The 18983-nt window shown below is 38.8% G+C and carries 21 protein-coding genes; 17 read left to right on the top strand and 4 right to left on the bottom strand.

Going from position 1 to position 18983, the window contains the following annotated elements; genetic code table 11:
* Positions 1-17: 17 nt before the first annotated feature.
* Entirely contained in the window at positions 18-1124 is a 1107-nt protein-coding gene (locus tag SM124_RS20625) for a DUF4097 family beta strand repeat-containing protein (RefSeq protein ID WP_322448415.1), read from the top strand.
* A 72-nt stretch (positions 1125-1196) separates the two neighbouring features.
* Complete coding sequence (locus tag SM124_RS20630) at positions 1197-1553, top strand: phage holin family protein (protein ID WP_322448416.1); 357 nt, start codon at positions 1197-1199, stop codon at positions 1551-1553.
* A gap of 77 nt (positions 1554-1630) precedes the next feature.
* On the opposite strand, the gene SM124_RS20635 is transcribed toward SM124_RS20630, so the two are convergent.
* The 4 genes from SM124_RS20635 to nagA all read right to left on the bottom strand — a co-directional run bounded on the left by SM124_RS20635 (position 1631) and on the right by nagA (position 5253).
* A complete protein-coding gene (locus SM124_RS20635) occupies positions 1631-2359 on the bottom strand; it encodes an N-acetylmuramoyl-L-alanine amidase (RefSeq protein ID WP_322448417.1) in 729 nt (242 codons plus the stop codon).
* Positions 2360-2609: 250 nt separating this feature from the next.
* Positions 2610-3332 carry a GntR family transcriptional regulator gene (locus SM124_RS20640; RefSeq protein WP_322448418.1) on the bottom strand — a complete coding sequence of 241 codons (723 nt, stop codon included), beginning with the start codon at positions 3330-3332 and terminating at the stop codon, positions 2610-2612.
* Positions 3329-4069 carry a glucosamine-6-phosphate deaminase gene (gene nagB, locus SM124_RS20645; protein WP_322448450.1) on the bottom strand — a complete coding sequence of 247 codons (741 nt, stop codon included), beginning with the start codon at positions 4067-4069 and terminating at the stop codon, positions 3329-3331. Before nagB ends, SM124_RS20640 begins: the two co-directional genes overlap by 4 nt.
* Positions 4070-4077: 8 nt before the next feature.
* Complete coding sequence (gene nagA, locus SM124_RS20650) at positions 4078-5253, bottom strand: N-acetylglucosamine-6-phosphate deacetylase (RefSeq protein WP_322448419.1); 1176 nt, start codon at positions 5251-5253, stop codon at positions 4078-4080.
* A gap of 575 nt (positions 5254-5828) precedes the next feature.
* On the opposite strand from nagA, the gene hprK reads away from it, so the two are divergent.
* From hprK to hisIE, 15 genes are all read left to right on the top strand, one after another.
* The gene (gene hprK / locus SM124_RS20655) at positions 5829-6761 is read left to right on the top strand and encodes an HPr(Ser) kinase/phosphatase (protein ID WP_322448420.1); all 933 of its coding nucleotides are present in this window, start codon (positions 5829-5831) and stop codon (positions 6759-6761) included.
* Positions 6762-6902: 141 nt separating this feature from the next.
* Positions 6903-7721, top strand: a complete 819-nt coding sequence (gene lgt / locus SM124_RS20660; RefSeq protein ID WP_322448421.1) for a prolipoprotein diacylglyceryl transferase — start codon at positions 6903-6905, stop codon at positions 7719-7721.
* 36 nt (positions 7722-7757) lie between these two features.
* Complete coding sequence (locus tag SM124_RS20665) at positions 7758-8705, top strand: nucleoside recognition domain-containing protein (protein WP_322448422.1); 948 nt, start codon at positions 7758-7760, stop codon at positions 8703-8705.
* Positions 8695-9348: a pyrophosphatase PpaX gene (ppaX, locus tag SM124_RS20670; protein ID WP_322448423.1), complete on the top strand. Its 654-nt coding sequence runs from the start codon at positions 8695-8697 to the stop codon at positions 9346-9348. Before SM124_RS20665 ends, ppaX begins: the two co-directional genes overlap by 11 nt.
* Positions 9345-9878: an acyltransferase gene (locus tag SM124_RS20675; protein WP_322448424.1), complete on the top strand. Its 534-nt coding sequence runs from the start codon at positions 9345-9347 to the stop codon at positions 9876-9878. Before ppaX ends, SM124_RS20675 begins: the two co-directional genes overlap by 4 nt.
* A gap of 362 nt (positions 9879-10240) precedes the next feature.
* Positions 10241-10990 (top strand): 3-oxoacyl-ACP reductase FabG, encoded by a 750-nt coding sequence (fabG, locus tag SM124_RS20680; protein WP_322448425.1) that lies wholly within the window; start codon positions 10241-10243, stop codon positions 10988-10990.
* Between the two features lie 45 nt (positions 10991-11035).
* The gene (locus SM124_RS20685) at positions 11036-12046 is read left to right on the top strand and encodes a phosphotransferase enzyme family protein (RefSeq protein ID WP_322448426.1); all 1011 of its coding nucleotides are present in this window, start codon (positions 11036-11038) and stop codon (positions 12044-12046) included.
* A 403-nt stretch (positions 12047-12449) separates the two neighbouring features.
* Complete coding sequence (locus tag SM124_RS20690) at positions 12450-13634, top strand: ATP phosphoribosyltransferase regulatory subunit (RefSeq protein ID WP_322448427.1); 1185 nt, start codon at positions 12450-12452, stop codon at positions 13632-13634.
* A complete protein-coding gene (gene hisG, locus SM124_RS20695) occupies positions 13631-14263 on the top strand; it encodes an ATP phosphoribosyltransferase (RefSeq protein WP_322448428.1) in 633 nt (210 codons plus the stop codon). The genes SM124_RS20690 and hisG overlap by 4 nt, the downstream gene beginning before the upstream one ends.
* Positions 14264-14286: 23 nt before the next feature.
* The gene (hisD, locus tag SM124_RS20700) at positions 14287-15555 is read left to right on the top strand and encodes a histidinol dehydrogenase (protein ID WP_322448429.1); all 1269 of its coding nucleotides are present in this window, start codon (positions 14287-14289) and stop codon (positions 15553-15555) included.
* A 28-nt stretch (positions 15556-15583) separates the two neighbouring features.
* Positions 15584-16171, top strand: a complete 588-nt coding sequence (gene hisB, locus SM124_RS20705; protein WP_322448430.1) for an imidazoleglycerol-phosphate dehydratase HisB — start codon at positions 15584-15586, stop codon at positions 16169-16171.
* A complete protein-coding gene (gene hisH / locus SM124_RS20710; RefSeq protein WP_322448431.1) occupies positions 16172-16810 on the top strand; it encodes an imidazole glycerol phosphate synthase subunit HisH in 639 nt (212 codons plus the stop codon).
* Positions 16807-17538, top strand: coding sequence for a 1-(5-phosphoribosyl)-5-[(5-phosphoribosylamino)methylideneamino]imidazole-4-carboxamide isomerase (gene hisA / locus SM124_RS20715; protein ID WP_322448432.1), 732 nt, complete (start codon positions 16807-16809; stop codon positions 17536-17538). The genes hisH and hisA overlap by 4 nt, the downstream gene beginning before the upstream one ends.
* Position 17539: 1 nt before the next feature.
* Positions 17540-18298 (top strand): imidazole glycerol phosphate synthase subunit HisF, encoded by a 759-nt coding sequence (hisF, locus tag SM124_RS20720; protein ID WP_322448433.1) that lies wholly within the window; start codon positions 17540-17542, stop codon positions 18296-18298.
* Positions 18295-18936: a bifunctional phosphoribosyl-AMP cyclohydrolase/phosphoribosyl-ATP diphosphatase HisIE gene (gene hisIE / locus SM124_RS20725; protein ID WP_322448434.1), complete on the top strand. Its 642-nt coding sequence runs from the start codon at positions 18295-18297 to the stop codon at positions 18934-18936. Before hisF ends, hisIE begins: the two co-directional genes overlap by 4 nt.
* Positions 18937-18983 lie beyond the last annotated feature (47 nt).

Genomic DNA, 18983 nt, shown 5'->3' on the forward strand with positions numbered 1-18983 from the left:
TCAGGGAGGATATTAGGATGAATGAAGAGAAAAAACGAATTCTAAAAATGGTTGAAACGGGTCGATTAACTGTAGAAGAGGCACTGAAATTACTAGAGGAACTGGATAAATCTCAAAAAGCTATGGAGAAAAAACAAGAGGAAATGATGGGAGAACTTTCGACTGTTGTTCATTTTGAGGAAGCCAAAAAAGAGCATTCATCATCTGGTGCGAAAGTGCAGTCGGCAAAAGAGAAAATTTTAGATTTTGTAGATACGGCCATTAAGAAGATAAAAGATTTTGATTTAGATTTTAATTTTGGTCATTCTGTAGAAATCTCTCATATTTTTCATCAAAGTGATGTTTATTTAAAAGACATTGATATTGATATTTCAAATGGTTCGGTTCAGGTGATCCCTTGGGACCAAAATGATGTTAGAGTGGAATGTGAAGCGAAAGTCTATCGAGTAGAAACGGTCGAGGAAGCACGAAATATCTTTTTAAAAGATGTATTGTTCTCCATTGGTGGAGAAAGACTCCGATTTTCAACTCAGCAAAAATGGATGAAAATTAATGCTAAAATTTATATTCCAAAAACAGATTATGACCATGTGAAAATTAGAATGTTTAATGGACCGATTGCTAGTGAAAACTTAACAGTAGACAACTATAAGGTTAAAACAGCAAACGGTAAGATTGATATGATTGCGATTAAAAGTAAAAGTGTTGAAGCTGAGACGGCGAACGGCAAAATTACGGTGGAAAATAGCGTCATTGAGGACTTTGAAGCAGAAACGATTAACGGATCCATTAATATTGAAGGAGACTTTAGAAAGGTGGATGTTCATTCTTTTAATGGAGATATACGTTGTTCAACGATGAGTACCCGCTGCGAATTTATTGAGGCGAAAGCGACAACGGGATCGATAAAATTAATTTTACCAGAACAGTCGGCTGTAAGTGGAGAGTTGCGATCCAATTTAGGTGGATTTGATATCGATTTTGATGGTATTCAAGTTATTGAGGAAAAAAGTGAAGTGGTACAAAAATACATGAGCTTTAAACCACAAATTCACAATCACTTAATTACAAGAGTGTTAGCTGATACTAAAACAGGTTCAATCAAATTAAAGAAAAGAAAATAGAGTGGAAAATCAGCAGGGAGAGGTAACTTCCTGCTGATTTCGAAATATGTTAGTAGAAAAGGATGTTTCATCATGAGATGGTTATTTGGAATTTTAATTAATGCGGTGATTTTCGTAGCACTAGCTGGTTACTTTGAGAAGTCTATCTATATTGAGGGCTTCGGGGCTGCACTAGGCGCCAGTTTTGTACTAGCTATATTAAATATTCTCGTAAAACCGATATTAGTTATTTTAACTTTACCTGTTACAGTCCTAACTCTAGGGTTATTTCTATTCGTAATCAACGCCATAACCCTTTTATTAACGGATAGAATCATTGGTGAGTCATTTGAAATTGAAGGATTTGGAATGGCCCTTTTCATTTCTATAGTAATGTCTATTGCCAATGTGATTATACAAAAAGCAGTGTTTGATACAAAAGAAAAATAACAACTCGGGGACTTCATTAGCAAGTTCCTTTTATTCTGTTTTTTGACTTTACTCAACTAAAGGGGGTCTGACCCCCTTTAGTTGATGATTGCGTCGTAGCCTTCTTTTTTGAGTTTTTCCATTAGTTGTTCGGCTTTTTTTCTGTCCTTGAAGGCTCCTATTTGGACTCGATATATTTTTTCATTGGTAGGTTTTGAGGGTGTTGGTTTAGTTGATTTCGGTTGGCTGCTGCTTTTGGTGGCTGGTGTAATTTTTACGAGTTTGAATTGTTCTTGAATAGACTTAACGATGGCTTCTGCACATGTTTTTTGGAATGTCTCTGAGCGGAGCAGTTTAAGTTCCTCGCGATTGGTCATAAATCCACACTCAATTAAAATGGCTTCAGCTTTCGTTTCACGAAGCACATGAAAATCGGATGTTTTTACTCCCCGGTCCGTAAGGCCTGTAGCAATCACTAAATTTTTTTGGACTCTTTTAGCTAGAGCACTTGCTATTTTAGGTTTAGAAGGATGAATATAGGTTTCGATACCACGAGCACTGGTCCATCCCCCTGCTCCTTGAGCGTTTGCATGAATCGCAATATATAAATCAACATCTAAGCGGTTTGCTTTGTCGGTTCTCTCCTTTAGAGAAACATCTTTTTTATCAGAGTGGGCAAAATACACTTTTACATCCTTATAGCTTTCTAACAACAGCTTTTTGGCTTGATTGGCAACACTTCTGTTAAACTCATACTCTTGAAACCCATCAGGGCTGCGCTTTCCTGGGGTTTTATAACCATGGCCGGCATCTAACATGATTTTCATCTTTCTATCTCCTTTCGTGTAGGGAATTCATTTATATTGATGCAACTAACTAAGCTGCTGAAGGAACCTTAACTCATAAATTTTAGTTGGGCTACACCTATATAATATGCCTAACTTCAAAAATCGGACATGGACAAGATAAATTTTTAGGGTAAAAGGTATTTTCACAGTGGTAAAAGCAAAGAGGGGAGGTGCATAAGAGTTCTATAATAAAAAGAGAAGGCACTTTTTGAAAGCCTTCCCCAATAAATTACCTCTTCATCGTATGAACAAATTTATATCGATCCGCTCGATAAGCAGATCGGACCAGCTCAAATGGAGTTCCATCTTCTAAATATGAAGTTCTCAAAATAAGTAAGACAGGTGATCCCTTTTCGATTTGTAGATGCTTTACTTCATGATCTTTTGCGCTAGTTGCTTCAATTTCTTGTGATGCTTCACTGATGTTTAAAGTCAGTTTTTCTTCAATATATTTATATAAAGATTGATTGATAATATCCTCTGTTAATCCTTTAATTAGATTCGCTGGGAGGTAAGTGGTTTCAACCGCCATGGGGACATGGTCAGCTAGCCGAATTCTTCTGATTTCATAGACAGGTGTATTTTCCTTTAATCCAAGTCGGTGAGCAATAGGTTGACTTGCCGGAATAATTTCAAATGATAATAGCCTACTGCTAGGGGTCATTCCTCTTTCAAGCATATCCTCCGTAAAGCTTGTAAGGCCTTGAAGTTTTTGCTCCACCTTTTGCTTACTAACATAAGTTCCTTTCCCTTTTTGTCTATGGAGAAAACCATCCTTCACAAGATTATTAATCGCATGCCTAACGGTCATACGGCTGATTTGGTATCTCTCAGCATACTCCCTCTCGGAAGGAATCAACTCATCAGCCTCTAAGCTGCCATTTTCAATTTGTGATTTAATTTGTTCCTCAAGCTGGTGATAAATAGGAACGGGTGAATTTTTATCAATCATCTAAAGTACTCCTTCGTTAAACTTAAAGCTTCTTCATCTGCTATTACCGTGACATGTTTGTGTGTGAGGAGGGAAGAGGCAGGGAACTCTTCGTCTAAATCACCATTTAATAATCGACTAATCGCTTCTGCTTTTGCTTTTCCAGATGCTAATAATAAAATTTCTTTGCTATCTAATATGGTCCCAATGCCAACTGTGATGGCATGTGTAGGTACTTCCTCTATGCTAGGAAAAAAGCGAGCATTAGCCTTTCGGGTTGACTCAGTCAATGGAACGATATGTGTTCGGCTTTTAAAAGAAGTCCCAGGTTCGTTAAACCCAATGTGTCCATTTTGACCTATGCCTAATAGCTGTAAGTCTACGCCTCCGTGAAGCCTAATTTTTTCTTCATAATGCAAGCATTCCTTTTCAAGGTTGGTAGAAACACCTGATGGAATGTAAGTATGTTCAGCTGGAATATCAATATGGTTAAATAAATGTTCTCTCATAAAATAGTGATAACTATTCGAATCATGGGCTGAAATCCCCACATATTCATCTAAATTAAAGGTTTTTATTTGTTGGTAGGAAGTTTGTGTCTCTTGATGATCTTTAACTAAGTAATGATAAACGCCTTTTGGTGTACTTCCTGTTGCCAAACCTAATTTATAGCTTCTATGTGCTCGGATTTTTTTTATAATATGCTGTGCAGCTATCCTGCTCATTTCTTCGTAATTTTTAACTTCAATAACATTCATCATTACGTTCACCTCTCAAATGCCTTTATCCCACGGCAAAAAGTCATTTCAACCTCGAAATGTTCATCTAGAATAACAATGTCAGCATCTTTTCCGATAGCGATGCTCCCTTTACGGTCAAATACGTTTAATTGTTTGGCGGGGTTTACTGATGCCAGTTGGATTGCCTCCAAAAGACTAATCTCGGTAAAATTCATGATGTTTTTTACAGCATCCTGCATTTTAAGAATGCTTCCCGCGAGCGTACCATCCTGAAGGAGAGCTTTTCCATTTTCCACAAATACATTATGCCCACCTAAGTCATACTGACCATTTTTTAAACATTTAGCTCTCATGGAATCCGTTACTAAAAGAGATTTTTCTATTCCTTTTGCTTGAAGGGCCAGTTTAATCATTTCCGGACGAATGTGAATTCCATCAGCAATCATTTCAACCATTAGCTCTTTAAAAAGAAGTGCCGCACCTGCTACTCCTGGTTCCCGGTGGTGCATTCCTCTCATTCCATTGAACAAATGAGTCACGTGAATGGCTCCTGCATCTACGGCAGCTTTGACTTCATCGTAGTTTGCATCGGAGTGACCAATAGAAGGAATAACTCCGGTTTCCGCCAGGTACTGAATCAGTTCTATCCCGTTTTCTTCTTCAGGTGCCAGTGTTACTAACTTAATTAAGTTGTCCGCTACCGTCTGCCAACCTTTAAATAGTTCAACATTGGGAGGAATAATTTGAGCTCTTGGTTGTGCTCCAGCTTGTTTAGTGTTAATAAAAGGACCTTCAAGGTGAATCCCAAGAATTTCAGCTTTACCAGCAATATTGTCCTTTTGGTTGTATTCGGCCACATTTCTCATGGCTTTTTCAATCTTCTCTACCTCTTGAGTGATAGTTGTTGCAAGAAAACTAGTGGTTCCTTCAGCAGGAAGACATGTAGCCATGGTGGATAGAGCCTCGATTGTTCCGTCCATTGTATCTGCTCCACCCACTCCATGTATGTGCACATCTATAAAACCAGGAATGATTCGTTTCTCATCCTTTAAATCAATCGTTTCTATGCTATAATCGGCTGCTTGTAGCTCGGTCATTGGCCCGACATTTTTTATTCTTCCTTCCTCTATATAAACAAACCCTGAATCCAAAATCGTGTCTTCCAACACAATGATTCCGTTTTTTATTAAAATACCACTCATTTTCTTCATCCTATCTTCCTTTTCTTTATCCTCATTATATCGTTTGATAATAAAGATGTCTATACCACATAATGTTCGTTTTATAGTGGTATAGACATTTGTAAATGGAAATTAAGTGGGAGTATTAAATCTATTAAGAATTTCTATTTAAGAGAGTTGAGAGAGGAATTGCAATCACTTTGAGACTCTATCATTTTTGTAACCAGTCTTTTTGAGGAATAAAACCTTAACTTTTCAGTGTTTTTTGAATTTATAAAAGCGTTGAATATTAAATGGAGAGGAAAAATTAATGATGGAGATCTATCGTTAGTTACTCTCATGTCTTAAAGTGATGGTTTTACTATTTTTGAATATTCTTCATTTTAACATAAATCAAAAGGGTTAATCTTGTATAGATGTATATACCACTTTTGACTTAAGGTCAAAACACAATCATTTTTATAAAAATAGAAAGTTTAGGAAAAGAGTAGCAAAATAGGATTATGAAATTTGGTTCTGGAAGAAAAAGTGCTAAAATAGATACATTCGAGAATCGAAACAAGACTAAAGTAAAGCCAACAAAGGAGGAGCTCCTATTGCCAAAGGTACGTACGAAAGACATTATCGAAAAGTTTGATCTCGAGCTTATTAGTGGGGAAGAAGGAGTGGATCGCCCCATTACAACTAGTGATATTTCAAGACCAGGATTAGAGATGGCTGGTTTCTTTGACTATTATCCGGCTGAAAGGATTCAGTTATTAGGTATGACAGAATTGGAGTTTGTAGAAAAGCTGAGCGATATGGACCGCAAAATTAGGATGGAACAGCTATGTACAGATATCACACCGGGAATCATCGTTACAAGAGATATGGAAATACCTATAGAGCTAATTGAGGCATCAGAAAGAGAAGCTGTTCCGGTTATGCGTTCTAAGCAAAAGACCACTCGCTTTTCGAGTCGTTTAACGAACTTTTTAGAAAGTAAATTAGCTCCAACAACAGCTGTCCATGGTGTTTTAGTCGACATATATGGAATTGGAGTGCTGATTACAGGAAAAAGCGGTGTCGGTAAAAGTGAAACCGCACTTGAACTAGTGAAGCGTGGGCACCGTTTAGTAGCGGATGATTGCGTAGAAATTCGTCAAGAAGATGAGGATACGCTAGTTGGTACTTCTCCAGAACTAATTGAACACTTACTTGAAATCCGAGGTTTAGGGATTATTAACGTTATGACCTTATTTGGGGCAGGTGCCGTACGAAGCTATAAGCGTATTACTTTAGTCATTAACCTTGAACTTTGGGATCAGAACAAACAATATGATCGACTTGGGTTGGATGAAGAAAAAATGAAAATTATTGATACTGAAATTACCAAGTTAACCGTTCCTGTACGTCCTGGACGAAACCTTGCCGTTATTATTGAAGTAGCAGCAATGAATTTCCGTTTGAAACGAATGGGTGTAAACGCGGCAGAACAGTTTACGAATCGTCTCTCTGATGTTATTGAAGATGGAGATCATGAGGATTAATTTAATTGGCTTTTTTATAGTATAAAAATTTTACAAGCAAGAGCCTAAAGTGATAGAAAAGAGCCAATAGAGAAAGGTCATTTGTTGTCATTTACATGGCAATAACGGCTATATAAATATAGAAACGAAGGTGAAGAAGAGATGGAAAAAAATATTCAGCCAATTGATCCTGTCGCGATAGCACTAGGGCCTATCCAAATACATTGGTATGGGGTCATTATTGGATTTGGGATCGTTCTCGCACTAGTCCTTGCGATGCGTGAAGGAGATCGAAGGGGATTAGAGAAAGATACTTTTCCTGATTTGCTATTATGGGCTATTCCCATTGCAATCATCTCAGCTCGTATTTACTATGTCATTTTCCAATGGGATTACTACTCGCAAAACCTATCTGATATTCCGAAAATCTGGCAAGGTGGAATTGCGATACACGGTGCATTAATTGGAGCGGTTGTTACGACATATATTTTTACAAAAAAGAAAGGTCTTTCTTTCTGGAAGCTTGCTGATATTGCAGCGCCTAGTATTATTCTTGGCCAAGGAATCGGTCGCTGGGGGAACTTTATCAACCAAGAGGCACACGGTGGAGAAGTCAGTCGTGCGTTTTTAGAAAGTCTGTATTTACCTGAATTTATTATTAACCAAATGTATATAAGAGGAACTTATTATCACCCAACCTTTTTATACGAGTCTGTTTGGAACATTGTTGGATTCTTTATCCTTCTAGCACTTAGAAAGGTGAACTTAAGAAGAGGGGAACTCTTTTTAACATATGTCATTTGGTACTCCATTGGACGTTTCTTTGTAGAAGGTCTCCGCACAGATAGCTTAATGCTAACGGAGTACTTAAGAATTGCACAAACGATTTCCATTGTCCTAATTATTGGAGCAGTTGCTATTTGGGTTTATCGAAGAATCAAGGGATTTGCCAACGAAAGATATTTAGATAAAGGGATGTAAAAAGTAGAATATAGGGAACAAAGGGAGATAGAAATCATGATGCTAGGTTCAGTAAAAGAGGGGATAAAGGTTGGTTTACGAACAACCTTGGCTTTAGGGAAAATTATTTTTCCAGTTGCTTTGATTGTGGCTTTGCTTCAATACACTCCCATTTTGCCTTGGGTAATTGAGATCATTTCTCCATTAATGAGAGTGTTTGGCCTTTCAGGTGATGCAGCCATTCCGCTTGTAATTGGAAACTTCTTAAATCTTTATGCAGCCATCGGGGCCATTTTAACATTGGATTTAACGGTTAAAGAAGTGTTCATTATTGCTGTTATGCTTTCTTTTTCTCACAATATCCTTGTTGAGTCGAGTGTAGCAGTGAAAATAGGTGTGAAGATTTGGGTTGCCTTTGTGGTTAGGCTTGGATTGGCCATCCTCTCAGGAATTGTGATCAATCTTGTTTGGCAAGGTGGCGGAGAACTAGCAAAGTACGGAATGATCGCTCAAAAGCAGGAAGAAGTGTCAGGTGTTTTAAATATCATTTTGAATGCTTTTCAGACTGCGGGGCTTGGAGTCATTCAATTAGCACTTATTGTCATTCCGTTAATGGTCGGAATTCAAATTTTAAAAGACTTAAAATGGCTTGATGTGTTTTCAAGATGGATGGCGCCAATGACAAAGGCGTTAGGGATGAAGGAAAACACCTCAACGACTCTAGCTGCGGGATTGTTATTCGGTCTTGCTTATGGAGCAGGAGTGATGATTCAAGCAGTAAAAGAAGATGGCGTCAGCAAGAAAGATGTCACGCTTGCTTTTATCTTCTTAGCAGGTTGCCACGCCGTTGTTGAAGATACATTAATATTTGTACCACTTGGCATTCCTGTACTACCATTATTGCTAATCCGCTTAGTAATGGCTATTATTTTAACACTCGTAGTTGGTCTAATTTGGAAACGTTTGGATGTAGCAAAAGGAAAGGAAATGACTTATGAATCGTAATATTACAACTATTCTTTTTGATTTAGATGGAACACTCATTGATACAAATGACCTTATTATTCAATCTTTCCTTCATACACTTGAAAAATATTACCCAAGTAAATATAAGCGTGAAGATGTACTGCCATTCATTGGTCCAACGTTAAGAGAAACGTTTGGGTCGATGGATGAAGCTAAGGTAGATGAAATGATTCAAACCTACCGTACTTTTAATCTTTCTAACCATGACAACCTGGTTAAAGAATATGAAGGGGTATTTGAAACCATTCAAATTTTAAAAGAACAAGGATTTAAAATTGGCATTGTAACCTCGAAAGTTTCAGATGTAGTACTGAAAGGATTACAGCTAACGAAGCTTGACCAATTCTTTGATGTCGTAGTGGCTTTAGATCACGTGGAAAAAGCAAAGCCAGACCCTGGTCCCATTTTTATGGCGTTAGAACAGCTTGGTTCCACTCCTGAAGAGGCGCTTATGGTTGGCGATAACCATCATGATGTTTTAGCTGGAAAAAATGCTGGGGTGAAAACAGCTGGTGTAGCATGGACGGTAAAAGGTAGAGAGTACTTACAAGGTTATGGTCCTGATTTTATGCTTGATAACATGAGAGATTTACTGCCGATTGTTGGAGTAGAAGGACGATGAGGAACACGACCCGCCACCGAGTGGAAGGAGCTAATTCTTTATGGCACGTGTATAAAACGGTTCCTTTTTTAAAGGTGGTTAAAAACTTTATGGTGATTCAAACCGCGCGGTACACTCCATTTCTCGGAATGAAAAACTGGCTCTATCGTAACTTTTTAAACATGAAGGTGGGAGAGCAAACATCCTTTGCCCTTATGGTTATGCTTGATGTCATGTTCCCTGAAAAAATTAGCGTTGGTCGCAATACAGTTATTGGCTATAATACAACTATTTTAGCGCACGAATATTTAATCAAAGAGTACCGTCTCGGAGAAGTTCGTATCGGAAGCGAAGTGATGATTGGGGCAAACTCAACCATCTTACCTGGCGTGACAATCGGAGACGGAGCGATTGTTTCGGCAGGTACACTTGTACATAAAGATGTTCCGCCGGGTGCCTTTGTTGGTGGAAATCCCATGAGAGTAATCTATACGAAGGAAGAGTTAGCAAAGAGATGGGAAAATGATGAGATTTATGGGAAGAACAGCTGATGGAGCTTGATGTACATTTGTGAGTAGCATCTGAAAAAACAAGAATACGTGGGTTCGCGGATATATTTCAATTATCGCGGATATAACAAAAAAAGCGCGGATAAATGAAAATTAATGCGGATATATTCAAAATTTCGCGGATATAACAAAATAAACGCGGATATCCTTTACTAGAGGTTCTGCTGTACCGTGATATGTGCGAAAAAACTTGCGAATTAATCATTTGCGAGTTTTTTTGTGTTTTAAAACACCCAACTTAATCTTTAGTGCACACAATTATGCCAATTTTTAAACACATTCTAAAGCCTTGCATATTTTGAATTAAGTATATATCTATAGCTTTCAAATGAGGGGTTGTTGATGTGTCTCACTCTATTAAAGGGAAAACAGTTGTGGTAACTGGAGGTAGTAAGGGGATTGGGAAAGGGATTGCTCAGGTGTTTGCTAAGCATGGGTCTAATGTTGCTATCGTTGCACGAGATTTAAATGTAGCAAATAGGGCAGCTGCTGATATAGGTAGCAATGTGAAAGCTTTTTATGGTGATGTAACAGATGGTGACTCTATGAAAATAGTTGCAAGAGGAATTAATCAAACGTTTGGAAGTATTGATGTCGTATGTTCCAACGCGGGGATTTTTCCGTCTGCCACACTTGAAAATATGAAAAGTAAAGATTGGGACATCGTAATGAATACCAATACGAAGGGCACCTTCCATACTGTTCAAGCTTGCCTACCTTATTTAAAACAGGCTGAATATGGTAGGATTGTGATTACTTCATCCATTACAGGTCCTGTAACGGGTTATCCTGGTTGGTCCCACTATGCGGCAAGCAAGGCGGCCCAGTTAGGTTTTATGAGAACTGCAGCTTTGGAATTAGCAGGAGACAACATAACCGTTAATGCTGTTATGCCAGGGAATATTTTAACAGAGGGATTAGAAGGTTTAGGTCAGGATTATTTAGATGAGATGGCTGCCTCAATTCCTATGAAGAAATTAGGGAGTGTAGAGGACATTGGATATGCTGCTCTCTTTTTAGCATCTAAGGAGGCAGGTTATATCACAGGACAAACCATTATTGTGGACGGTGGTCAAATTTTACCTGAAAATTAATGAGCAACTAGTCAAGAGCCATCAAGTGTTTGAAGGAGTGTATATATGATGGGGACCTCACCAGTTGACCCTATAAATAGATTGTTAGAAAAATATAATCGAATAGCTGAAAAAGCAGTAGAGTTTTACTCTTTTTTAAAGATGCCTAGTATTAAACTCATCAATTATTCTGAGAACGCTACCTATCTTGTCACAGATAGTCAATCTACTAAGAAATATATATTAAGAGTGGGGCGGCCAGGTTATCATACGAAAAAAGAGGTGGAGAGCGAATTAGAATGGTTAAAGTCCATTAATCAACTTTCCGCTATAACCATTTCTCTGCCGCTTCAAGGAGAGAATGGAGAAAAAGTGCAGACAATTGTTTATGAAAGACAGACATTTTATTGTACTCTTTTCACATTCCTAGAAGGAAATGCGCCAGATGAAGGGAACGAACAGGAGTTAATTCATCAGTTTGAAATTCTCGGTGAAGTAACAGCCAACCTTCATGAACATAGCATTAAATTTCGAAATCAACTTCAGCAAATTACTAGACTCACTTGGGACTATGACACAATTTTAGGTTCTACTCCAAAGTGGGGAAGGTGGCAGCATGGACTAGGAATGACCGAGGAAAAACTAGAGTTGTTTGAGGAAGTTTCCGGAAAAATTAAAGAGAGACTAAATCAATTTGGAAAAAGTCCGGAACGATTTGGTCTTATCCATTCTGATTTAAGGCTCGCAAACTTGTTAGTCGAAAACAATCATATCAAGATAATTGACTTTGATGATTGTGGGTTTGGATGGTACTTGTACGATTTAGCTACTTCAATCAGTTTTATGGAACATAAGCCGTATGTTCCTTTGTTGATTCAATCGTGGTTAAAAGGTTATAGAAAAGTTCGTCCCCTTTCAAAGGAAGAAGAGTATGAAATTCCGACTTTTATTATGATGCGCAGGTTACAGCTTGTGGCATGGGTGGGGAGCCGTGATAATGAAACAACGAGAGAGTTGGGAAGTCAATATACAGAGGACACGGTACTATTAGCAGAGAAGTACTTGGAACAATTTTAATAAAGTTGATAACATGCTGATTCCTGGACATCAAAGGGATTGGCATTTTTTTATGTAAAAGAGGGTTTTAGGCATATTAATCGAAAAATTAATAAGTTAATTATAAATTTTTCGCATTGTGGATAATTCTTTAACAATGATTGTCCACGTCCAGCTCCAGCGCCTAGCCCCTCGAGGGAATAAATTAAAAGCCATTTATTCCTCGGTCAAATAACCTTCAACCCTAAAAGTCGAAAAACAGACTTTTAGGGTTGAAGAACATTTGCTTGTCGGGGCTGACCGAGGCGCTTGCGCTTTTGTTCTTGACTGACAATAAAATGCAAGGTAAACTACAAATAGCTTCAGTTTGCTAATATATTAGCGAACTAAAGGATTTGGACTTTTTTGACACAGAGGTGAAACCATGAGTCGCTTATTTATGTTTGAGAAACCATTAGGTATGAGAGATACATTACCAGAACTATACGAGACAAAAAATCGTGTGCGTTCTGTTATAAGTGAAGAAATGAAGAAGTGGGGTTATCAATTTATTGAAACGCCTACTCTTGAATATTATGAAACGGTCGGGTCAGCTTCGGCTATCCTGGACCAACAATTATTTAAATTACTTGATCAGCAAGGTCATACACTTGTGTTGAGACCGGACATGACGGCTCCTATTGCAAGAGTAGCAGCATCCAAGCTGTTAAAAGAAGATTTACCTTTAAGGTTAGCCTACTCCGCTAACGTCTATCGCGCACAGCAACGAGAAGGAGGAAGACCAGCAGAATTCGAACAGATTGGCGTTGAATGTATTGCGGATGAAACCGTTAGTGCAGATGGTGAAGTTATTGCATTAATGACGTCAGCTTTATCAGAAGTTGGTTTACAAGAATTCCAAATTTCCGTTGGCCATATAGGATTTGTTCAAGAATTGTTCCTGCAAATTTTAGGAACAGAGGAACGTGCACAGGCTTTAACTAAATTCTTATACGAAAAAAATTACGTTGGCTATCGTGAGCATGTGAAGAGTCTTGCTTTATCTTCAATTGATAAACAAAGATTATTAGATTTCTTAAAGCTAAGAGGTGGCGAGGAAGTAATTGAGTTCGCTTTTGAAATTACTGAAAATGAACCTGGCAAGAAAGCTCTTCATGAATTAAAGCAGCTTTGGAATATCATCGTTGATTACGGGATGGAAACGAAATTAAAATTTGACTTAACTTTAGTTAGTCACATGAGTTACTATACCGGAATTCTATTTGAGGTATATGCCGACCAAGTTGGCTTCCCAATTGGTAATGGTGGAAGATATGATTTGCTTTTACAAAAATTCGGGAAAAATACAGGTGCAACAGGATTCGCTCTTCATCTAGATCGATTGTTAGAAGCTCTAGGTGAACTGGTTGAAAAGAACCCTATTCACTGCATTATTTTTAGCGATGAAAGACGAAGAGAAGCCTTTCAGTTAGCGAAAGAGAAAAGAGCAGAAGGCATCAAAGTCGTACTTCAAGATATTAATGGTGTAAAAAACGTAGATGGCTGCACAAGTCAGTATGATGATATTAGCTTTTTAATTGGAAAAGCAGGAAGGGGACCTGCAGAGTGAATGATATTTTAACGATTGCGATGCCAAAAGGACGGATTTTTGAAGAAGCTGCTGAGCTCTTACGTCAAGCAGGCTTTCGCTTACCACCTGAGTTTGATGACTCACGTAAATTAATCATAGATGTTGAAGAAGAGAAATTCCGGTTTATTTTAGCTAAGCCAATGGACGTACCTACATATGTGGAGCATGGCGTGGCTGATCTTGGGATTGCCGGAAAAGACGTGATGCTTGAAGAAGAACGTGACGTTTATGAGCTTCTTGATTTAAAAATTAGTGCATGCTACTTAGCGGTAGCAGGATTACCAAATACAAAAATGAATGATGTGGCACCAAAAGTAGCAACAAAATATCCAAATGTGGCAGCCGCTTATTTTAGAGAGCAAGGCGAACAGGTCGAAATCATAAAATTAAATGGTTCAATCGAACTTGCTCCATTGATTGGATTGTCGGATCGAATTGTTGATATTGTCTCAACGGGGAGAACCTTAGTAGAGAACGGATTAGTAGAATACGAACGTATTGTAGACATTACCTCTAGGTTAATCGTCAATCCAGTAAGTTATCGGATTAAAGATGAAAGAATTAGTGATTTAGTTGACCGTTTAACCAATGTAATTAACGAGTTGTAGCATGATGAAAGGGATGAATTAAGGTGAAGATTCTGAGAGTTAGTGACGCTATCTCCATTAAAAGATCGGTTGATAGTGGAACGGAAGAACAACGTATAGCTGTGAAAAAGATCATTGAAGAGGTACGAGTTCGAGGAGATGAAGCTGTAAGAGAATTTACAGATAAGTTTGATCGAGTAAATTTAGCATCCTTTCTAGTCTCAGAGGAAGAGATAAAGGAAGCATATGAACTTGTAGATTCCTACTCCATCTCTGTGATTCAAGAAGCGGCTGCTAACATTCATTCCTTTCATGAAAAGCAACTTCGACCAACATGGATTACGACAGAAGAAAATGGCACGATGCTCGGACAAAAAATTACTCCTTTAGATTCTGTTGGAGTTTACGTCCCTGGAGGATTAGCTGCATACCCATCTTCTGTATTAATGAATGTGTTGCCAGCGAAAGTAGCAGGCGTGGAACGGATCGTTATGGTTTCGCCACCTAGTGATAACGGCAAACTTCCGCCGGCTGTGTTAGTTGCAGCAAAAGAGGCTGGAGTAAAAGAGATTTATAAAGTTGGTGGAGCGCAAGCGATTGCTGCTCTTGCCTACGGAACTGAGACCATTTCCAATGTTGATAAAATTGTAGGGCCAGGAAATATCTATGTAGCTCTTGCAAAAAGAGAGGTATTCGGAGATGTGGACATTGATATGATTGCCGGTCCGAGTGAGATTGCGATTTTAGCAGATGAAACAGCTAGACCTCATGAGGTGGCTGCAGATTTATTGTCCCAGGCTGAACACGATGAAAGAGCTTGCAGTGTTTTAGTTACCACTTCCGAAAAACTAGCGAATGAAGTTGCTGAAGAGGTATTGAAGCAATTAGAAGAGTTACCAAGAAAAGATATTGCATCTAAATCAATAGAAGATTATGGTGCCATTTACATTGCTAATGATATGGAAGAAGCAATATCAACCATTAATCAATTGGCGCCAGAGCATTTGGAAATTATAACGGTTAACCCTATTGAGTTAATAGGGAAAATTAAACATGCGGGAGCGATTTTCTTAGGCCGCTTTAGTCCAGAACCAGTTGGGGATTATTTCGCAGGACCTAATCACGTATTACCAACAAATGGAACAGCTCGCTTTTCTAGTCCATTAAATGTAGAAGACTTTCAAAAGAAATCCAGCATTATTTTATATAGTGAACAAGCATTGAATGAAAATGCAGAAAAAATCGCTGCCTTTGCAAGATTGGAAGGTTTAGAGGCACATGCTAGGTCTGTAGAAGCTAGGTTTAAAAAGTAGATACCAAATAATTTTTGGAGGATTCAAGATGAGTAGAACGTCTAGTGTTAGTAGAAAAACGAATGAGACCAATATTGAATTAGCTTTAAATATAGATGGAGAAGGAAAAGCAAGTTTAGAAACGGGAGTTCCTTTTTTAACACATATGCTTGACTTGTTTACGAAGCACGGTCAGTTTGATTTAACCATTAATGCTTCAGGTGATACAGAAGTGGATGATCACCATACAACAGAAGATATCGGGATTTGTCTTGGACAAGTGTTAAGAGAAGCATTAGGAGATAAAAAAGGCATTAAACGTTACGGCAATGCGTTTGTACCAATGGATGAAGCTTTAGCACAAGTGGTTGTTGATTTAAGTAATCGACCACATCTTGAAATGCGCGCGGAGTTTCCAAGCCAAAAGGTGGGAACGTTTGATACGGAGCTTGTTCATGAGTTTTTATGGAAGCTGGCACTTGAGGCTCGAATGAATCTACATGTGATTGTTCATTACGGACAAAATACACACCATATTATCGAGGCAATTTTTAAAGCCTTAGCTAGAGCTTTAGATGAAGCGACTACGATTGATCCTAGAATAAAAGGAGTTCCATCGACGAAAGGGATGTTATAGATGATTGGCATCATTGATTATGGAATGGGAAATCTGTTCAGTGTAAGTAAAGCACTTGAACGTCTGCAAGTTCCTTATTTTATTTCAGATAATAAAGATGAACTGCTTGCTGCTGACAGCTTGCTTTTACCAGGGGTTGGGTCATTTAAAGATGCCATGGAACGCTTAAATGACTTAGGGCTAACAGATATGATTAAAACTTATGTAGAGTCGGGTCGTCCTCTTTTAGGTATTTGTTTAGGGATGCAGCTTCTATTTGAGGAAAGCGAAGAAAATGGCCTTACAAAAGGATTAGGGTTACTCCCGGGGAAAGTCGAGCGCTTTTCAGGGATTTCGAAAGAAGGAACTCCTTATAAAGTTCCACACATGGGTTGGAATAAAATTCACTTTAACAACCAATCAACGGTGTTAAATGATATTGAAGAAGATTATGTTTATTTTGTTCACTCTTATTATGTGAACACAAGAGTAGATGAAGTTGTTATTGCAAGTTCAGAATATGATGTTCAAGTACCAGCTGTTGTTGGCAGAGGAAATGTATTCGGCATGCAGTTCCACCCGGAAAAAAGCAGCAAACTCGGTATGGAGCTACTTCGAAATTTTACTAAATTAATGGAGGAAAGGGTGACTCAATCATGACTTTTACAATCTATCCGGCAATTGATATGAGAGGCGGGAAGTGTGTCCGTCTGTTGCAAGGAGATTACAATAAAGAGACCGTTTATGGAGATTCGCCCTTTCATATGGCGGAGCAGTTTGCAACAGCTGGTTCTGATTGGATTCACATGGTTGACCTTGACGGAGCAAAGGATGGGAAAAAGGTTAATGATACATACGTCATTCAAGCTGCTCAGCAACTGAAGGCTAAGGTGCAAATTGGTGGTGGAATTCGTACAGAGGAAGACATCTTACATTACTTAAATAATGGTGTAGCACGAGTGATTATCGGTAGTATAGCGGTCTCTAACCCGGAGTTTGCAATCGATATGATTCGTAAATATGGCAGTCAGATTGTTGTTGGTTTAGATGCAAAAGATGGCTATGTGGCTACACACGGGTGGTTGGATACTTCAGAAGTGAGAGCTGTTGATCTGGGCAAACGCTTTGCTGATGCTGGAGCAGAAACGTTTATTTTTACGGATATTGCTACAGATGGAATGTTATCTGGACCTAATTTAAAGGCAGTGGAGCAGCTTGCTATTGAGACGGGTAAGGAAGTTATTGCATCTGGTGGGGTGAGTCAGCTAGCAGATTTAGTCGCTTTAAAAGAGTTAGCGGATAAAGGCGTGAAAGGGGCCATTGTTGGTAAAGCCATCTATGAAGGTAGATTTACGGTTGAGGAAGCTTTGAAAGAGGTGGGGAAGTAAGATGTTAACGAAACGAATTATTCCTTGCCTTGATGTAAAAGAAGGGCGAGTCGTAAAAGGAATACAGTTTGTTCAGCTTCGTGATGCTGGGGACCCAGTCGAGTTAGCTCGTTTTTATGATGAGCAAGGAGCGGATGAATTAGTTTTTCTAGATATTTCAGCATCACATGAAGGCCGTAAAACGATGGTAGAAGTCGTTAAAGCCGTCGCGTCCGAATTGGCAATACCCTTTACGGTTGGTGGTGGGATTAACGCTCTTGATGATATGAAAAGAATTCTCCGCGCGGGTGCGGATAAAGTTTCTTTGAATACGGCAGCAGTTACCAATCCAGAGCTAATTACAGAGGGTGCGAATTTTTTTGGTACTCAGTGTATCGTTGTCGCTATCGATGCAAAGTATGATGAAGAGATTGGCACTTGGCGTGTGTATACGCATGGCGGCCGTAATGCGACTGAATGGAAAGTGATTGAGTGGGCTAAGGAAGCAGTGAATAGAGGGGCCGGAGAAATTTTGCTTACCAGTATGGATAGTGACGGTGAGAAAAAGGGCTTTGATATTGAGTTGACGAAAGCGGTTAGTGAAGCCGTCTCTGTTCCCGTTATCGCTTCGGGTGGAGCGGGCAATGCGGAGCACTTTGAGGAAGTATTTAAAAAAGGAAAAGCTGATGCTGCTCTAGCTGCATCCATTTTTCACTATAAAGAAACATCTGTTGAAGAAGTTAAAGGATTTCTAAGAGAGAAAGAGGTGATGGTTCGATGAATTTGGAAGAGTTAAAGTTTGATGAAAAAGGCTTAATTGCCGCAATCGTTCAAGATGCCGCAACACTAGAAGTACTAACTCTAGCATATATGAACGGTGAATCACTGCAAAAGTCGATTGAAACGAGAGAGACCTGGTTTTATAGCCGATCTCGCCAAGAGTTATGGCATAAAGGTGCAACAAGTGGAAACACACAAAAGATTGTAGAGATGAAATTTGATTGTGACAAAGATGCTGTGGTGGTTTTAGTTGAGCCTACTGGACCAGCTTGTCATAACGGAACCACTAGCTGTTTTACGGAGAGTTTGTTGAAGGAAGATGAGGCAGCTGCTAGTCTAAAAGATTATGAAATCTTATTGGCTTTAGAGAAAGTAATCCATGAGCGGGAGCAAAACAGGCCAGAAGGAGCTTATACGACGTACTTGTTTGAAAAAGGTGTCGATAAAATCTTGAAAAAGGTTGGGGAAGAGGCTTCTGAAGTCATCATTGCGGCGAAAAACCGTGATGCAGAAGAATTGAAATGGGAAGCAGCCGATTTGTTGTATCACCTAATGGTTCTATTCACAGAACAGAAGCTTTCATTTAAAGAAGTCTTGAAAGTGTTGAAGAAGAGACATGAGGGTGCGGATAAGAAATAGTTAGGTTGAGCGTGTGGAGGTTGCTATCTCCATGCGTTTTTTGTCGA

This window comes from Robertmurraya mangrovi (assembly GCF_034427655.1).
Lineage (GTDB): Bacteria > Bacillota > Bacilli > Bacillales > Cytobacillaceae > Robertmurraya_A > Robertmurraya_A mangrovi.